Origin of the sequence: Kordia antarctica, from assembly GCF_009901525.1 — a bacterium.
GTDB lineage: Bacteria > Bacteroidota > Bacteroidia > Flavobacteriales > Flavobacteriaceae > Kordia > Kordia antarctica.
On the sequence record NZ_CP019288.1, the window covers coordinates 4841939 to 4864071 of the forward strand.

A 22133-nucleotide genomic window follows, 5' to 3' on the forward strand; every position below is an offset into this window, starting at 1 on the left:
AGTATCGCAAACCCAAGTAGTTTAGATACCGTTGTAAGTATCACTACAGTAGATAACTCAGCGACTGATCCAGCAGATTACTCGACCACGACAGTTACTGCAACAATCCCAGCAGGACAAACGACCGTGAATGTATCAATTCCAATCACGGATGATTTAGTTGGAGAACCAACAGAAGACTTCAGTGTAAACGGAAGTGTAGTAAGTGGAAACACAAGCAATACAACAGATAGCGGAACAGTAACCATCACTGATAATGACACACCAGCATTCACAGTTGGAGATGTAACGCTTGCAGAAAACGCAGGACCAGCAAGTGTACCAGTAAGTATCGCAAATCCAAGTAGTGTAGATACGGTTGTATCGATTACTACTGTAGATAATACTGCGGTTAATCCAGCGGATTACTCGACCACGACAGTTACTGCAACAATTCCAGCAGGACAAACAACTGTGAACGTAAGTATTCCAATCACAGATGATTTAGTAGGAGAACCAACGGAAAACTTTACAGTTAACGGAAACGTAGTAAGTGGAAACACCTCAAACACCACAGATAGCGGAACAGTTACCATTACAGATAACGACACACCAGCCTTTACAGTAGGTGATGTAACCATCGCAGAAAATGGCGGAAGCGCATCAGTTCCAGTAAGTATTGACAATCCAAGTTCAGTAGATACAGTAGTAAGTATCACTACAGTAGATAACTCAGCGACTGATCCAGCGGATTACTCGACCACGACAGTAACTGCTACGATTCCAGCAGGACAGACAACAGTTAATGTTAGTATTCCAATTACCGATGATTTAGTAGGAGAACCAACGGAAAACTTTACAGTCAATGGAAGCGTAGTAAGTGGAAACACATCAAACACAACAGATAGCGGAACAGTAACCATTACAGATAACGACACACCAGCCTTTACAGTAGGTGATGTAACGCTTGCAGAAAACGCTGGACCAGCAAGTGTACCAGTAAGTATCGCAAATCCAAGTAGTGTAGATACTGTTGTATCGATCACTACTGTAGATAACTCTGCAACTGATCCAAATGATTACTCGACCACAACAGTCACTGCAACAATCCCAGCAGGACAAACGACCGTGAACGTTAGTATTCCAATCACAGATGATTTAGTTGGAGAACCAACAGAAGACTTTAGTGTAAACGGAAGCGTAGTTAGTGGAAACACTTCAAACACAACAGATAGCGGAACAGTAACCATCACAGACAACGACACACCAGCCTTTACAGTTGGAGATGTAACGATCGCAGAAAACGGCGGAAGTGCATCAGTACCAGTAAGTATTGACAATCCAAGTTCAGTAGATACGGTTGTAAGTATCACTACAGTAGATAACACAGCGGTTAATCCAGCGGATTACTCGACCACGACAGTTACTGCTACGATTCCAGCAGGACAAACAACAGTGAATGTATCAATTCCAATTACGGATGATTTAGTAGGAGAGCCAACGGAAAATCTTACAGTTAATGGAACAGTAGTAAGTGGAAACACAAGTAACACAACAGACAGCGGAACAGTAACAATCACAGATAACGACACACCAGCATTTACAGTTGGAGATGTAACAATCGCAGAAAATGGCGGAAGCGCATCAGTTCCAGTAAGTATTGACAATCCAAGTTCAGTAGATACGGTTGTAAGTATTACCACGGTTGATAACAGTGCAACAGATCCAAATGATTACTCGACCACTACAGTCACTGCAACAATTCCAGCAGGACAAACAACAGTGAATGTATCAATTCCAATTACGGATGATTTAGTAGGAGAACCAACGGAAAACTTCAGTGTAAACGGAAGTGTAGTAAGTGGAAACACATCAAACACCACAGATAGCGGAACAGTAACAATTACAGATAATGATACGCCAGCATTTACTGTTGGAGATGTAACAATCGCAGAAAATGACGGTAGCGCATCAGTTCCAGTAAGCATTGACAATCCAAGTAGTGTAGATACCGTTGTAAGTATCACTACTGTAGATAATACTGCGGTTAATCCAGCGGATTACTCGACCACTACAGTCACTGCAACAATTCCAGCAGGACAAACAACAGTGAATGTATCAATTCCAATTACGGATGATTTAGTAGGAGAACCAACGGAAGACTTTAGTGTAAACGGAAGCGTAGTAAGTGGAAACACATCAAACACCACAGATAGCGGAACAGTAACAATTACAGATAACGACACACCAGCGTTTACTGTTGGAGATGTAACAATCGCAGAAAATGGCGGTAGCGCATCAGTTCCAGTAAGCATTGACAATCCAAGTAGTGTAGATACCGTTGTAAGTATCACTACTGTAGATAATACTGCGGTTAATCCAGCGGATTACTCGACCACTACAGTAACTGCAACAATTCCAGCAGGACAAACAACAGTGAATGTATCAATTCCAATCACAGATGATTTAGTTGGGGAACCAACGGAAGACTTCAGTGTAAACGGAAGCGTAGTTAGTGGAAACACGAGCAATGCAACAGATAGCGGAACAGTAACAATTACAGATAACGACACGCCAGCCTTTACAGTAGGTGATGTAACCATCGCAGAAAACGCTGGACCAGCAAGTGTACCAGTTAGTATCGCAAACCCAAGTAGTGTAGATACGGTTGTATCAATCACTACAGTAGATAACTCAGCGGTTAATCCAGCGGATTACTCGACCACAACGGTTACTGCAACAATTCCAGCAGGACAAACGACCGTGAACGTATCAATTCCAATCACAGATGATTTAGTAGGAGAACCAACGGAAAACTTTACAGTTAACGGAAACGTTGTAAGTGGAAACACATCAAACACAACAGATAGCGGAACAGTAACCATCACAGATAACGACACACCAGCATTCACAGTTGGAGATGTAACCATCGTAGAAAACGCAGGACCAGCAAGTGTTCCAGTAAGTATCGCAAACCCAAGTAGTGTAGATACGGTAGTATCAATCACAACGGTTGATAACAGTGCTACAGATCCAAATGATTACTCGACAACGACCGTTACTGCTACGATTCCAGCAGGACAAACAACAGTTAATGTATCAATTCCAATCACAGATGATTTAGTTGGAGAACCAACAGAAGACTTCAGTGTAAACGGAAGCGTAGTTAGTGGAAACACTTCAAACACAACAGATAGCGGAACAGTAACCATCACAGATAACGACACACCAGCATTTACAGTAGGTGATGTAACCATCGTAGAAAACGCAGGACCAGCAAGTGTTCCAGTAAGTATTGACAATCCAAGCTCAGTAGATACAGTAGTGAGTATCACTACAGTAGATAACTCAGCGACAGATCCAAATGATTACTCGTCAACAACAGTTACTGCAACAATCCCAGCAGGACAAACAACAGTAAACGTTAGTATTCCAATCACAGATGATTTAGTTGGAGAACCAACAGAAAACTTCAGTGTAAACGGAAGCGTAGTTAGTGGAAACACGAGCAATGCAACAGATAGCGGAACAGTAACCATTACAGATAACGACACACCAGCGTTTACTGTTGGAGATGTAACAATCGCAGAAAATGGCGGATCGGCATCAGTTCCAGTAAGTATTGACAATCCAAGCTCAGTAGATACCGTTGTAAGTATCACTACAGTAGATAACACAGCGACAGATCCAAATGATTACTCGACCACAACGGTTACTGCAACAATCCCAGCAGGACAGACAACAGTTAATGTTAGTATTCCAATTACCGATGATTTAGTAGGAGAACCAACGGAAAACTTCAGTGTAAACGGAAACGTTGTAAGTGGAAACACGAGCAATGCAACAGATAGCGGAACAGTAACCATTACAGATAACGACACACCAGCCTTTACAGTTGGAGATGTAACGATCGCAGAAAATGGCGGAAGCGCATCAGTTCCAGTAAGTATAAACAATCCAAGTTCAGTAGATACAGTAGTGAGTATTACCACGGTTGATAACTCTGCAACTGATCCAAATGATTACTCGACCACAACAGTCACTGCAACAATTCCAGCAGGACAAACAACTGTGAACGTATCAATTCCAATTACAGATGATTTAGTTGGAGAACCAACAGAAGACTTCAGTGTAAACGGAAGTGTAGTAAGTGGAAACACAAGCAATACAACAGATAGCGGAACAGTAACCATCACAGATAATGATACACCAGCATTCACAGTAGGTGATGTAACGATCGCAGAAAATGGCGGATCGGCATCAGTTCCTGTGAGTATTGACAATCCAAGTTCAGTAGATACGGTAGTAAGTATTACCACGGTTGATAACAGTGCAACAGATCCAAATGATTACTCGACCACGACAGTCACTGCAACAATTCCAGCAGGACAGACAACAGTTAATGTTAGTATTCCAATTACAGATGATTTAGTAGGAGAACCAACAGAAGACTTTACGGTAAATGGAAGCGTAGTAAGTGGAAACACATCAAACACAACAGATAGCGGAACCGTAACCATCACAGATAATGATACACCAGCATTTACTGTTGGAGATGTAACGATCGCAGAAAACGGCGGTAGCGCATCAGTTCCAGTTAGCATTGCTAATCCAAGTTCAGTAGATACAGTTGTATCGATCACTACTGTAGATAATACAGCGGTTAATCCAGCGGATTACACCACAACGACCGTTACTGCAACAATTCCAGCAGGACAGACAACAGTAAATGTTAGTATTCCAATCACGGATGATTTAGTTGGAGAACCAACAGAAAACTTTAGTGTAAACGGAAGCGTAGTAAGTGGAAACACGAGCAATGCAACAGATAGCGGAACAGTAACCATTACAGATAACGACACACCAGTAATAGTAATAGGTAATTTAACAGTAACTGAATCAGTAGGTACGGCAAATGTTCCTGTCAGCATCAGCAATCCAAGCTCAGTAGATACGGTAGTTAGTATCACTACAGTAGATAACACAGCGGTTAATCCAAATGATTATACTAGCACTACTGTAACTGTAACAATTCCAGCGGGTCAAACAAGCGTTAATGTTAGTATTCCAATTGTCGCTGATCTTACAGGAGAACCAACTGAAGATTTCACAGTTAATGGAACTGTAACAAGTGGTAACACAAATAATACAGATCCAAGTGGAACAGTAACAATCACAGATGCTAATACACCAGCGTTCGTTGTAGGTGATGTAACGATCGCAGAAAACGCTGGACAAGCATCAGTACCAGTTAGCATAGCAAATCCAAGTAGTGTAGATACAGTAGTATCCATCACTACAGTAGATAACACTGCGGTTAATCCAGCGGATTATACAACCACGACAGTCACTGCAACAATTCCAGCGGGACAAACGACTGTGAACGTTAGTATTCCAATCACAGATGATTTAGTAGGAGAACCAACGGAAAACTTCAGTGTAAACGGAAACGTTGTAAGTGGAAACACGAGCAATGCAACCGATAGCGGAACAGTAACTATTACAGATAACGATACACCAGCATTCACAGTTGGAGATGTAACGCTTGCAGAAAACGCAGGACCAGCAAGTGTTCCAGTAAGTATCGCAAATCCAAGTAGTGTAGATACAGTTGTATCGATCACTACAGTAGATAACTCAGCGACAGATCCAAATGATTACTCGACCACAACAGTAACTGCAACGATTCCAGCAGGACAAACGAGCGTGAATGTTAGTATTCCAATCACAGATGATTTAGTTGGAGAACCAACAGAAGACTTCAGTGTAAACGGAAGTGTAGTAAGTGGAAACACGAGCAATGCAACAGATAACGGAACAGTAACCATTACAGATAACGACACACCAGCATTTACAGTTGGAGATGTAACGATCGCAGAAAATGGCGGAAGCGCATCAGTTCCAGTAAGTATTGACAATCCAAGTAGTGTAGATACCGTTGTAAGTATCACTACAGTAGATAACTCAGCGACAGATCCAAATGATTACTCGACCACAACAGTCACTGCAACAATCCCAGCAGGACAAACAACAGTAAACGTTAGTATTCCAATCACAGATGATTTAGTTGGAGAACCAACAGAAAACTTTACAGTTAACGGAAGCGTAGTTAGTGGAAACACGAGCAATGCAACAGATAGCGGAACAGTAACCATTACAGACAACGACACACCAGCATTTACAGTTGGAGATGTAACAATCGCAGAAAATGGCGGAAGCGCATCAGTTCCAGTAAGTATTGACAATCCAAGTTCAGTAGATACGGTTGTAAGTATTACCACGGTTGATAACAGTGCAACAGATCCAAATGATTACTCGACCACTACAGTCACTGCAACAATCCCAGCAGGACAAACAACAGTGAATGTATCAATTCCAATCACAGATGATTTAGTTGGAGAACCAACAGAAGACTTCAGTGTAAACGGAAGCGTAGTTAGTGGAAACACTTCAAACACAACAGATAGCGGAACAGTAACCATCACAGATAATGATACACCAGCTTTTACAGTAGGTGATGTAACCATCGCAGAAAATGGCGGTAGCGCATCAGTTCCAGTAAGTATTGACAATCCAAGTTCAGTAGATACGGTTGTAAGTATTACCACGGTTGATAACAGTGCAACAGATCCAAATGATTACTCGACCACAACAGTTACTGCAACAATCCCAGCAGGACAAACAACAGTAAACGTTAGTATTCCAATTACAGATGACTTAGTTGGAGAACCAACGGAAGACTTCAGTGTAAACGGAAGCGTAGTTAGTGGAAACACAAGCAACGCAACAGATAGCGGAACGGTAACAATTACAGACAACGACACACCAGCATTTACTGTTGGAGATGTAACCATCGCAGAAAATGGCGGAAGCGCATCAGTTCCAGTAAGTATTGACAATCCAAGTTCAGTAGATACGGTTGTAAGTATCACTACAGTAGATAACTCAGCGACAGATCCAGCGGATTACTCGACCACAACGGTTACTGCAACAATCCCAGCAGGACAAACGACTGTGAACGTTAGTATTCCAATCACAGATGATTTAGTAGGAGAACCAACGGAAGACTTCAGTGTAAACGGAAGCGTAGTTAGTGGAAACACAAGCAACGCAACAGATAGCGGAACAGTAACCATTACAGATAATGACACACCAGCATTTACAGTTGGAGATGTAACAATCGCAGAAAATGGCGGAAGCGCATCAGTTCCAGTAAGTATTGACAATCCAAGTTCAGTAGATACGGTTGTAAGTATTACCACGGTTGATAACAGTGCAACAGATCCAAATGATTACTCGACCACGACAGTAACTGCAACAATCCCAGCAGGACAAACAACAGTGAATGTATCAATTCCAATCACAGATGATTTAGTAGGAGAACCAACGGAAGACTTCAGTGTAAACGGAAGCGTAGTTAGTGGAAACACAAGCAACGCAACAGATAGCGGAACAGTAACCATTACAGATAATGACACACCAGCATTTACAGTTGGAGATGTAACAATCGCAGAAAACGGCGGATCGGCATCAGTTCCAGTAAGTATCGCAAACCCAAGTAGTGTAGATACGGTTGTATCAATCACTACAGTAGATAACACAGCGACAGATCCAGCGGATTACTCGTCAACAACAGTAACTGCAACAATCCCAGCAGGACAAACAACAGTGAATGTATCAATTCCAATTACGGATGATTTAGTTGGAGAACCAACAGAAGACTTCAGTGTAAACGGAAGCGTAGTTAGTGGAAACACATCAAACGCAACAGATAGCGGAACAGTAACCATTACAGATAACGATACACCAGCCTTTACAGTTGGAGATGTAACGATCGCAGAAAACGGCGGATCGGCATCAGTTCCTGTGAGTATTGACAATCCAAGTTCAGTAGATACGGTAGTAAGTATTACCACGGTTGATAACAGTGCAACAGATCCAAATGATTACTCGACCACTACAGTCACTGCAACAATTCCAGCAGGACAAACAACAGTGAATGTATCAATTCCAATTACGGATGATTTAGTAGGAGAGCCAACGGAAAATCTTACAGTTAATGGAACAGTAGTAAGTGGAAACACAAGTAACACAACAGACAGCGGAACAGTAACAATCACAGATAACGACACACCAGCATTTACAGTTGGAGATGTAACAATCGCAGAAAATGGCGGAAGCGCATCAGTTCCAGTAAGTATTGACAATCCAAGTTCAGTAGATACGGTTGTAAGTATTACCACGGTTGATAACAGTGCAACAGATCCAAATGATTACTCGACCACGACAGTAACTGCAACAATCCCAGCAGGACAAACAACAGTGAATGTATCAATTCCAATTACGGATGATTTAGTTGGAGAACCAACGGAAGACTTTAGTGTAAATGGAAGCGTAGTAAGTGGAAACACAAGTAACACAACAGACAGCGGAACAGTAACAATCACAGATAACGACACACCAGCCTTTACAGTAGGTGATGTAACAATTGCAGAAAACGCAGGGCCAGCAAGTGTTCCAGTAAGTATCGCAAATCCAAGTAGTGTAGATACGGTTGTATCAATCACTACAGTAGATAACACAGCGACTGATCCAGCGGATTACTCGTCAACAACAGTAACTGCAACAATTCCAGCAGGACAAACAACAGTTAATGTATCAATTCCAATCACAGATGATTTAGTTGGAGAACCAACAGAAAACTTTAGTGTAAACGGAAGTGTAGTAAGTGGAAACACAAGCAACGCAACAGACAGCGGAACAGTAACCATTACAGATAACGACACACCAGCATTTACAGTTGGAGATGTAACGATCGCAGAAAATGGCGGAAGCGCATCAGTTCCAGTAAGTATTGACAATCCAAGTAGTGTAGATACCGTTGTAAGTATCACTACAGTAGATAACTCAGCGACAGATCCAAATGATTACTCGACCACAACAGTCACTGCAACAATCCCAGCAGGACAAACAACAGTAAACGTTAGTATTCCAATCACAGATGATTTAGTTGGAGAACCAACAGAAAACTTTACAGTTAACGGAAGCGTAGTTAGTGGAAACACGAGCAATGCAACAGATAGCGGAACAGTAACCATTACAGACAACGACACACCAGCGTTTACTGTTGGAGATGTAACAATCGCAGAAAACGGCGGATCGGCATCAGTTCCAGTAAGTATCGCAAACCCAAGTAGTGTAGATACGGTTGTATCAATCACTACAGTAGATAACACAGCGGTTAATCCAGCGGATTACTCGACCACGACAGTTACTGCAACAATCCCAGCAGGACAAACCACCGTAAACGTATCAATTCCAATCACAGATGATTTAGTTGGAGAACCAACGGAAGACTTCAGTGTAAACGGAAGCGTAGTTAGTGGAAACACTTCAAACACAACAGATAGCGGAACAGTAACCATCACAGATAACGACACACCAGCATTCACAGTTGGAGATGTAACCATCGTAGAAAACGCAGGACCAGCAAGTGTTCCAGTAAGTATCGCAAACCCAAGTAGTGTAGATACGGTAGTATCAATCACAACGGTTGATAACAGTGCTACAGATCCAAATGATTACTCGACCACAACAGTTACTGCAACAATTCCAGCGGGACAAACAACAGTTAATGTTAGTATTCCAATCACAGATGATTTAGTTGGAGAACCAACAGAAGACTTCAGTGTAAACGGAAGCGTTGTAAGTGGAAACACATCAAACACAACAGATAGCGGAACCGTAACCATCACAGATAATGATACACCAGCATTTACAGTAGGTGATGTAACGATCGCAGAAAACGCAGGACCAGCAAGTGTTCCAGTAAGTATTGACAATCCAAGCTCAGTAGATACAGTAGTGAGTATCACTACAGTAGATAACTCAGCGACAGATCCAAATGATTACTCGTCAACAACAGTTACTGCAACAATCCCAGCAGGACAAACAACAGTAAACGTTAGTATTCCAATCACAGATGATTTAGTTGGAGAACCAACAGAAAACTTCAGTGTAAACGGAAGCGTAGTTAGTGGAAACACGAGCAATGCAACAGATAGCGGAACAGTAACCATTACAGATAACGACACACCAGCGTTTACTGTTGGAGATGTAACAATCGCAGAAAATGGCGGATCGGCATCAGTTCCAGTAAGTATTGACAATCCAAGCTCAGTAGATACCGTTGTAAGTATCACTACAGTAGATAACACAGCGACAGATCCAAATGATTACTCGACCACAACGGTTACTGCAACAATCCCAGCAGGACAGACAACAGTTAATGTTAGTATTCCAATTACCGATGATTTAGTAGGAGAACCAACGGAAAACTTCAGTGTAAACGGAAACGTTGTAAGTGGAAACACGAGCAATGCAACAGATAGCGGAACAGTAACCATTACAGATAACGACACACCAGCCTTTACAGTTGGAGATGTAACGATCGCAGAAAATGGCGGAAGCGCATCAGTTCCAGTAAGTATAAACAATCCAAGTTCAGTAGATACAGTAGTGAGTATTACCACGGTTGATAACTCTGCAACTGATCCAAATGATTACTCGACCACAACAGTCACTGCAACAATTCCAGCAGGACAAACAACTGTGAACGTATCAATTCCAATTACAGATGATTTAGTTGGAGAACCAACAGAAGACTTCAGTGTAAACGGAAGTGTAGTAAGTGGAAACACAAGCAATACAACAGATAGCGGAACAGTAACCATCACAGATAATGATACACCAGCATTCACAGTAGGTGATGTAACGATCGCAGAAAATGGCGGATCGGCATCAGTTCCTGTGAGTATTGACAATCCAAGTTCAGTAGATACGGTAGTAAGTATTACCACGGTTGATAACAGTGCAACAGATCCAAATGATTACTCGACCACGACAGTCACTGCAACAATTCCAGCAGGACAGACAACAGTTAATGTTAGTATTCCAATTACAGATGATTTAGTAGGAGAACCAACAGAAGACTTTACGGTAAATGGAAGCGTAGTAAGTGGAAACACATCAAACACAACAGATAGCGGAACCGTAACCATCACAGATAATGATACACCAGCATTTACTGTTGGAGATGTAACGATCGCAGAAAACGGCGGTAGCGCATCAGTTCCAGTTAGCATTGCTAATCCAAGTTCAGTAGATACAGTTGTATCGATCACTACTGTAGATAATACAGCGGTTAATCCAGCGGATTACACCACAACGACCGTTACTGCAACAATTCCAGCAGGACAGACAACAGTAAATGTTAGTATTCCAATCACGGATGATTTAGTTGGAGAACCAACAGAAAACTTTAGTGTAAACGGAAGCGTAGTAAGTGGAAACACGAGCAATGCAACAGATAGCGGAACAGTAACCATTACAGATAACGACACACCAGTAATAGTAATAGGTAATTTAACAGTAACTGAATCAGTAGGTACGGCAAATGTTCCTGTCAGCATCAGCAATCCAAGCTCAGTAGATACGGTAGTTAGTATCACTACAGTAGATAACACAGCGGTTAATCCAAATGATTATACTAGCACTACTGTAACTGTAACAATTCCAGCGGGTCAAACAAGCGTTAATGTTAGTATTCCAATTGTCGCTGATCTTACAGGAGAACCAACTGAAGATTTCACAGTTAATGGAACTGTAACAAGTGGTAACACAAATAATACAGATCCAAGTGGAACAGTAACAATCACAGATGCTAATACACCAGCGTTCGTTGTTGGAGATGTAACCATCGCAGAAAACGCAGGGCCAGCAAGTGTCCCAGTAAGTATCGCAAATCCAAGTAGTGTAGATACTGTTGTATCGATCACTACAGTAGATAACTCAGCGACAGATCCAAATGATTACTCGACCACAACAGTTACTGCAACAATCCCAGCAGGACAAACAACAGTTAATGTTAGTATTCCAATCACAGATGATTTAGTTGGAGAACCAACAGAAGACTTCAGTGTAAACGGAAGCGTAGTTAGTGGAAACACTTCAAACGCAACAGATAGCGGAACAGTAACCATCACTGATAATGACACACCAGCTTTTACAGTTGGAGATGTAACGATCGCAGAAAATGGCGGAAGCGCATCAGTTCCTGTGAGTATTGACAATCCAAGTTCAGTAGATACAGTAGTGAGTATCACTACAGTAGATAACTCAGCGGTTAATCCAGCGGATTACTCGTCAACAACAGTTACTGCAACAATCCCAGCAGGACAAACAACAGTGAATGTAAGTATTCCAATCACAGATGATTTAGTTGGAGAACCAACAGAAGACTTCAGTGTAAACGGAAGTGTAGTAAGTGGAAACACAAGCAATACAACAGATAGCGGAACAGTAACCATCACAGATAATGATACACCAGCATTCACAGTTGGAGATGTAACGATCGCAGAAAATGGCGGATCGGCATCAGTTCCTGTGAGTATTGACAATCCAAGTTCAGTAGATACGGTAGTAAGTATTACCACGGTTGATAACAGTGCAACAGATCCAAATGATTACTCGACCACGACAGTAACTGCTACAATTCCAGCAGGACAAACAACAGTGAATGTATCAATTCCAATCACAGATGATTTAGTTGGAGAACCAACGGAAGACTTCAGTGTAAACGGAAGCGTAGTTAGTGGAAACACGAGCAACACAACAGATAGCGGAACAGTAACCATTACAGATAACGACACACCAGCATTCACAGTTGGAGATGTGACGCTTGCAGAAAACGCAGGACCAGCAAGTGTTCCAGTTAGCATTGCTAATCCAAGTTCAGTAGATACTGTTGTAAGTATCACTACTGTAGATAATACTGCGGTTAATCCAGCGGATTACTCGACCACGACAGTCACTGCAACAATCCCAGCAGGACAAACCACCGTAAACGTATCAATTCCAATCACGGATGATTTAGTTGGAGAGCCAACGGAAAATCTTACAGTTAATGGAACAGTAGTAAGTGGAAACACAAGTAACACAACAGACAGCGGAACAGTAACAATCACAGATAACGACACACCAGCCTTTACAGTAGGTGATGTAACAATTGCAGAAAACGCAGGGCCAGCAAGTGTTCCAGTAAGTATCGCAAATCCAAGTAGTGTAGATACGGTTGTATCAATCACTACAGTAGATAACACAGCGACTGATCCAGCGGATTACTCGTCAACAACAGTAACTGCAACAATTCCAGCAGGACAAACAACAGTGAATGTAAGTATTCCAATCACAGATGATTTAGTTGGAGAACCAACAGAAAACTTTAGTGTAAACGGAAACGTAGTAAGTGGAAACACCTCAAACACCACAGATAGCGGAACAGTTACCATTACAGATAACGACACACCAGCCTTTACAGTAGGTGATGTAACCATCGCAGAAAATGGCGGAAGCGCATCAGTTCCAGTAAGTATTGACAATCCAAGTTCAGTAGATACAGTAGTAAGTATCACTACAGTAGATAACTCAGCGACTGATCCAGCGGATTACTCGACCACGACAGTAACTGCTACGATTCCAGCAGGACAGACAACAGTTAATGTTAGTATTCCAATTACCGATGATTTAGTAGGAGAACCAACGGAAAACTTTACAGTCAATGGAAGCGTAGTAAGTGGAAACACATCAAACACAACAGATAGCGGAACAGTAACCATTACAGATAACGACACACCAGCCTTTACAGTAGGTGATGTAACGCTTGCAGAAAACGCTGGACCAGCAAGTGTACCAGTAAGTATCGCAAATCCAAGTAGTGTAGATACTGTTGTATCGATCACTACTGTAGATAACTCAGCGACAGATCCAAATGATTACTCGACCACGACAGTAACTGCTACGATTCCAGCAGGACAAACAACAGTGAATGTATCAATTCCAATCACAGATGATTTAGTAGGAGAACCAACGGAAAACTTTACAGTTAACGGAAACGTAGTAAGTGGAAACACCTCAAACACAACAGATAGCGGAACAGTTACCATTACAGATAACGACACACCAGCCTTTACAGTTGGAGATGTAACGCTTGCAGAAAACGCAGGACCAGCAAGTGTCCCAGTAAGTATCGCAAACCCAAGTAGTGTAGATACCGTAGTAAGTATCACTACTGTAGATAATACTGCGGTTAATCCAGCGGATTACTCGACCACAACAGTTACTGCAACAATTCCAGCAGGACAAACCACAGTAAACGTTAGTATCCCAATCACAGATGATTTAGTTGGAGAACCAACGGAAGACTTCAGTGTAAACGGAAGCGTAGTAAGTGGAAACACGAGCAACACAACAGATAGCGGAACAGTAACCATCACAGATAATGATACACCAGCATTCACAGTAGGTGATGTAACGATCGCAGAAAATGGCGGATCGGCATCAGTTCCAGTAAGTATTGACAATCCAAGTTCAGTAGATACGGTAGTGAGTATCACTACAGTAGATAACTCAGCGACAGATCCAGCGGATTACTCGTCAACAACAGTTACTGCAACAATCCCAGCAGGACAAACCACCGTGAATGTATCAATTCCAATCACAGATGATTTAGTTGGAGAACCAACAGAAGACTTCAGTGTAAACGGAAGTGTAGTAAGTGGAAACACAAGCAATACAACAGATAGCGGAACAGTAACCATCACAGATAATGATACACCAGCATTTACTGTTGGAGATGTAACGATCGCAGAAAATGGCGGATCGGCATCAGTTCCTGTGAGTATTGACAATCCAAGTTCAGTAGATACGGTAGTAAGTATTACCACGGTTGATAACAGTGCAACAGATCCAAATGATTACTCGACCACGACAGTCACTGCAACAATTCCAGCAGGACAGACAACAGTTAATGTTAGTATTCCAATCACGGATGATTTAGTTGGAGAACCAACGGAAGACTTTAGTGTAAACGGAAGCGTAGTAAGTGGAAACACATCAAACACCACAGATAGCGGAACAGTAACCATCACAGATAACGACACACCAGCGTTTACTGTTGGAGATGTAACCATCGTAGAAAACGCAGGACCAGCAAGTGTTCCAGTAAGTATCGCAAACCCAAGTAGTGTAGATACTGTTGTATCGATTACTACAGTAGATAATACTGCGGTTAATCCAGCGGATTACTCGACCACGACAGTTACTGCAACAATTCCAGCAGGACAAACAACAGTGAATGTATCAATTCCAATCACAGATGATTTAGTTGGAGAACCAACAGAAAACTTTACAGTTAACGGAAGCGTAGTTAGTGGAAACACTTCAAACGCAACAGATAGCGGAACAGTAACCATCACAGATAATGACACACCAGCCTTTACAGTAGGTGATGTAACGATCGCAGAAAATGGCGGATCGGCATCAGTTCCTGTGAGTATTGACAATCCAAGTAGTGTAGATACAGTTGTATCGATCACTACTGTAGATAACACTGCGGTTAATCCAGCGGATTACTCGTCAACAACAGTTACTGCAACAATCCCAGCAGGACAAACAACTGTGAACGTATCAATTCCAATTACAGATGATTTAGTTGGGGAACCAACGGAAGACTTCAGTGTAAACGGAAGCGTAGTAAGTGGAAACACGAGCAATACAACAGATAGCGGAACAGTAACAATTACAGATAATGATACGCCAGCCTTTACTGTTGGAGATGTAACAATCGCAGAAAATGGCGGTAGTGCATCAGTTCCAGTAAGTATTGACAATCCAAGTTCAGTAGATACGGTAGTAAGTATCACTACAGTAGATAACTCAGCGACTGATCCAAATGATTACTCGACCACTACAGTAACTGCAACAATCCCAGCAGGACAAACAACAGTGAATGTATCAATTCCAATCACAGATGATTTAGTAGGAGAACCAACAGAAAACTTTACAGTTAACGGAAACGTTGTAAGTGGAAACACGAGCAATACAACAGATAGCGGAACGGTAACAATTACAGATAATGACACGCCAGCCTTTACAGTCGGAGATGTAACGCTTGCAGAAAACGCAGGACCAGCAAGTGTCCCAGTAAGTATCGCAAACCCAAGTAGTGTAGATACGGTTGTATCGATTACTACAGTAGATAACACTGCGGTTAATCCAGCGGATTACTCGACCACGACAGTTACTGCAACCATTCCAGCGGGACAAACCACAGTTAATGTATCAATTCCAATCACAGATGATTTAGTAGGAGAACCAACGGAAAACTTTACAGTTAACGGAAACGTAGTAAGTGGAAACACATCAAACGCAACAGATAGCGGAACAGTAACAATTACAGATAATGACACGCCAGCCTTTACAGTAGGTGATGTAACCATCGCAGAAAACGCTGGACCAGCAAGTGTACCAGTTAGTATCGCAAACCCAAGTAGTGTAGATACAGTAGTATCCATCACTACTGTAGATAACACAGCGGTTAATCCAGCGGATTACTCGACAACGACAGTTACTGCAACGATTCCAGCAGGACAAACGAGCGTGAATGTTAGTATTCCAATCACAGATGACATCGTTGGAGAACCAACGGAAGACTTCAGTGTAAACGGAAGCGTAGTTAGTGGAAACACATCAAACGCAACAGATAGCGGAACGGTAACAATTACAGATAATGATACGCCAGCGTTTACTGTTGGAGATGTAACCATCGCAGAAAACGCAGGACCAGCAAGTGTCCCAGTAAGTATCGCAAATCCAAGTAGTGTAGATACTGTTGTATCGATCACTACAGTAGATAACTCAGCGACAGATCCAAATGATTACTCGACCACAACAGTAACTGCAACAATCCCAGCAGGACAAACAACAGTGAATGTATCAATTCCAATCACAGATGATTTAGTTGGGGAACCAACGGAAGACTTCAGTGTAAACGGAAACGTTGTAAGTGGAAACACGAGCAATACAACAGATAGCGGAACAGTAACCATCACAGATAATGACACACCAGCCTTTACAGTAGGTGATGTAACGATCGCAGAAAATGGCGGATCGGCATCAGTTCCAGTAAGTATTGACAATCCAAGTTCAGTAGATACGGTTGTAAGTATTACCACGGTTGATAACAGTGCAACAGATCCAAATGATTACTCGACCACTACAGTAACTGCAACAATCCCAGCAGGACAAACAACAGTGAATGTATCAATTCCAATTACGGATGATTTAGTAGGAGAACCAACGGAAAACTTCAGTGTAAACGGAAGTGTAGTAAGTGGAAACACATCAAACACCACAGATAGCGGAACAGTAACCATTACAGATAATGACACACCAGCATTTACAGTTGGAGATGTAACCATCGCAGAAAATGGCGGAAGCGCATCAGTTCCAGTAAGTATTGACAATCCAAGTTCAGTAGATACGGTTGTAAGTATCACTACAGTAGATAACTCAGCGACAGATCCAGCGGATTACTCGACCACAACGGTTACTGCAACAATCCCAGCAGGACAAACGACTGTGAACGTTAGTATTCCAATCACAGATGATTTAGTTGGAGAACCAACGGAAGACTTCAGTGTAAACGGAAGCGTAGTTAGTGGAAACACGAGCAACGCAACAGATAGCGGAACAGTAACCATTACAGATAATGACACACCAGCATTTACAGTTGGAGATGTAACAATCGCAGAAAATGGCGGAAGCGCATCAGTTCCAGTAAGTATTGACAATCCAAGTTCAGTAGATACGGTTGTAAGTATTACCACGGTTGATAACAGTGCAACAGATCCAAATGATTACTCGACCACTACAGTAACTGCAACAATCCCAGCAGGACAAACAACAGTGAATGTATCAATTCCAATTACGGATGATTTAGTAGGAGAACCAACGGAAGACTTCAGTGTAAACGGAAGTGTAGTAAGTGGAAACACAAGCAATACAACAGATAGCGGAACAGTAACCATCACAGATAATGATACACCAGCATTCACAGTTGGAGATGTAACGATCGCAGAAAATGGCGGATCGGCATCAGTTCCTGTGAGTATTGACAATCCAAGTTCAGTAGATACGGTAGTAAGTATTACCACGGTTGATAACAGTGCAACAGATCCAAATGATTACTCGACCACGACAGTAACTGCTACAATTCCAGCAGGACAAACAACAGTGAATGTATCAATTCCAATCACAGATGATTTAGTTGGAGAACCAACGGAAGACTTCAGTGTAAACGGAAGCGTAGTTAGTGGAAACACGAGCAACACAACAGATAGCGGAACAGTAACCATTACAGATAACGACACACCAGCATTCACAGTTGGAGATGTGACGCTTGCAGAAAACGCAGGACCAGCAAGTGTTCCAGTTAGCATTGCTAATCCAAGTTCAGTAGATACTGTTGTAAGTATCACTACTGTAGATAATACTGCGGTTAATCCAGCGGATTACTCGACCACGACAGTCACTGCAACAATCCCAGCAGGACAAACCACCGTAAACGTATCAATTCCAATCACGGATGATTTAGTTGGAGAGCCAACGGAAAATCTTACAGTTAATGGAACAGTAGTAAGTGGAAACACAAGTAACACAACAGACAGCGGAACAGTAACAATCACAGATAACGACACACCAGCCTTTACAGTAGGTGATGTAACAATTGCAGAAAACGCAGGGCCAGCAAGTGTTCCAGTAAGTATCGCAAATCCAAGTAGTGTAGATACGGTTGTATCAATCACTACAGTAGATAACACAGCGACTGATCCAGCGGATTACTCGTCAACAACAGTAACTGCAACAATTCCAGCAGGACAAACAACAGTGAATGTAAGTATTCCAATCACAGATGATTTAGTTGGAGAACCAACAGAAAACTTTAGTGTAAACGGAAACGTAGTAAGTGGAAACACCTCAAACACCACAGATAGCGGAACAGTTACCATTACAGATAACGACACACCAGCCTTTACAGTAGGTGATGTAACCATCGCAGAAAATGGCGGAAGCGCATCAGTTCCAGTAAGTATTGACAATCCAAGTTCAGTAGATACAGTAGTAAGTATCACTACAGTAGATAACTCAGCGACTGATCCAGCGGATTACTCGACCACGACAGTAACTGCTACGATTCCAGCAGGACAGACAACAGTTAATGTTAGTATTCCAATTACCGATGATTTAGTAGGAGAACCAACGGAAAACTTTACAGTCAATGGAAGCGTAGTAAGTGGAAACACATCAAACACAACAGATAGCGGAACAGTAACCATTACAGATAACGACACACCAGCCTTTACAGTAGGTGATGTAACGCTTGCAGAAAACGCTGGACCAGCAAGTGTACCAGTAAGTATCGCAAATCCAAGTAGTGTAGATACTGTTGTATCGATCACTACTGTAGATAACTCAGCGACAGATCCAAATGATTACTCGACCACGACAGTAACTGCTACGATTCCAGCAGGACAAACAACAGTGAATGTATCAATTCCAATCACAGATGATTTAGTAGGAGAACCAACGGAAAACTTTACAGTTAACGGAAACGTAGTAAGTGGAAACACCTCAAACACAACAGATAGCGGAACAGTTACCATTACAGATAACGACACACCAGCCTTTACAGTTGGAGATGTAACGCTTGCAGAAAACGCAGGACCAGCAAGTGTCCCAGTAAGTATCGCAAACCCAAGTAGTGTAGATACCGTAGTAAGTATCACTACTGTAGATAATACTGCGGTTAATCCAGCGGATTACTCGACCACAACAGTTACTGCAACAATTCCAGCAGGACAAACCACAGTAAACGTTAGTATCCCAATCACAGATGATTTAGTTGGAGAACCAACGGAAGACTTCAGTGTAAACGGAAGCGTAGTAAGTGGAAACACGAGCAACACAACAGATAGCGGAACAGTAACCATCACAGATAATGATACACCAGCATTCACAGTAGGTGATGTAACGATCGCAGAAAATGGCGGATCGGCATCAGTTCCAGTAAGTATTGACAATCCAAGTTCAGTAGATACGGTAGTGAGTATCACTACAGTAGATAACTCAGCGACAGATCCAGCGGATTACTCGTCAACAACAGTTACTGCAACAATCCCAGCAGGACAAACCACCGTGAATGTATCAATTCCAATCACAGATGATTTAGTTGGAGAACCAACAGAAGACTTCAGTGTAAACGGAAGTGTAGTAAGTGGAAACACAAGCAATACAACAGATAGCGGAACAGTAACCATCACAGATAATGATACACCAGCATTTACTGTTGGAGATGTAACGATCGCAGAAAATGGCGGATCGGCATCAGTTCCTGTGAGTATTGACAATCCAAGTTCAGTAGATACGGTAGTAAGTATTACCACGGTTGATAACAGTGCAACAGATCCAAATGATTACTCGACCACGACAGTCACTGCAACAATTCCAGCAGGACAGACAACAGTTAATGTTAGTATTCCAATCACGGATGATTTAGTTGGAGAACCAACGGAAGACTTTAGTGTAAACGGAAGCGTAGTAAGTGGAAACACATCAAACACCACAGATAGCGGAACAGTAACCATCACAGATAACGACACACCAGCGTTTACTGTTGGAGATGTAACCATCGTAGAAAACGCAGGACCAGCAAGTGTTCCAGTAAGTATCGCAAACCCAAGTAGTGTAGATACTGTTGTATCGATTACTACAGTAGATAATACTGCGGTTAATCCAGCGGATTACTCGACCACGACAGTTACTGCAACAATCCCAGCAGGACAAACCACCGTAAACGTATCAATTCCAATCACGGATGATTTAGTTGGAGAACCAACAGAAGACTTTACGGTAAACGGAAGCGTAGTAAGTGGAAACACGAGCAACGCAACAGATAGCGGAACAGTAACCATCACAGATAACGACACGCCGGCCTTTACAGTAGGTGATGTAACGATCGCAGAAAATGGCGGAAGCGCATCAGTTCCAGTAAGTATTGACAATCCAAGTTCAGTAGATACGGTAGTGAGTATCACTACAGTAGATAACTCAGCGACAGATCCAGCGGATTACTCGACCACAACGGTTACTGCAACAATCCCAGCAGGACAAACAACAGTGAATGTATCAATTCCAATTACAGATGATTTAGTTGGAGAACCAACGGAAGACTTTAGTGTAAACGGAAGCGTAGTAAGTGGAAACACATCAAACACCACAGATAGCGGAACCGTAACCATCACAGATAATGATACACCAGCATTTACTGTTGGAGATGTAACCATCGCAGAAAACGGCGGTAGCGCATCAGTTCCAGTTAGCATAGCAAACCCAAGTAGTGTAGATACCGTTGTAAGTATCACTACAGTAGATAACAGTGCTACAGATCCAAATGATTACTCGACCACGACAGTAACTGCTACGATTCCAGCAGGACAAACGAGCGTGAACGTTAGTATTCCAATCACAGATGACTTAGTTGGAGAACCAACAGAAGACTTCAGTGTAAACGGAAGCGTAGTTAGTGGAAACACATCAAACACTACAGATAGCGGAACAGTAACCATCACAGACAACGACACACCAGCCTTTACAGTAGGTGATGTAACGCTTGCAGAAAACGCAGGACCAGCAAGTGTCCCAGTAAGTATCGCAAATCCAAGTAGTGTAGATACGGTTGTATCAATCACTACAGTAGATAACACTGCGGTTAATCCAGCGGATTACTCGACCACGACAGTTACTGCAACAATCCCAGCAGGACAAACCACCGTAAACGTATCAATTCCAATCACAGATGATTTAGTAGGAGAACCAACAGAAAACTTTACAGTTAACGGAAACGTTGTAAGTGGAAACACATCAAACACAACAGATAGCGGAACCGTAACCATCACTGACAACGACACACCAGCATTTACAGTAGGTGATGTAACAATCGCAGAAAATGGCGGAAGCGCATCAGTTCCTGTGAGCATTGCAAATCCAAGTTCAGTAGATACGGTTGTATCAATTACTACTGTAGATAATACTGCGGTTAATCCAGCAGATTACTCGACCACAACAGTAACTGCAACAATCCCAGCAGGACAAACAACAGTGAATGTATCAATTCCAATTACGGATGATTTAGTTGGAGAACCAACAGAAGACTTCAGTGTAAACGGAAGTGTAGTAAGTGGAAACACAAGCAATAC

At 42.2% G+C, this 22133-nt stretch carries 1 protein-coding gene (cut by both window edges); it reads left to right on the plus strand.

Every position in this 22133-nt window falls within one protein-coding gene, locus tag IMCC3317_RS23725, for a Calx-beta domain-containing protein (RefSeq protein ID WP_160131297.1), read on the plus strand. The gene is 50835 nt long; 19488 of those nucleotides lie to the left of the window and 9214 to its right, leaving coding positions 19489-41621 in view (codon 6497, complete, through codon 13874, partial); the first codon wholly inside the window starts at nucleotide 1. Both the start codon and the stop codon lie outside the window.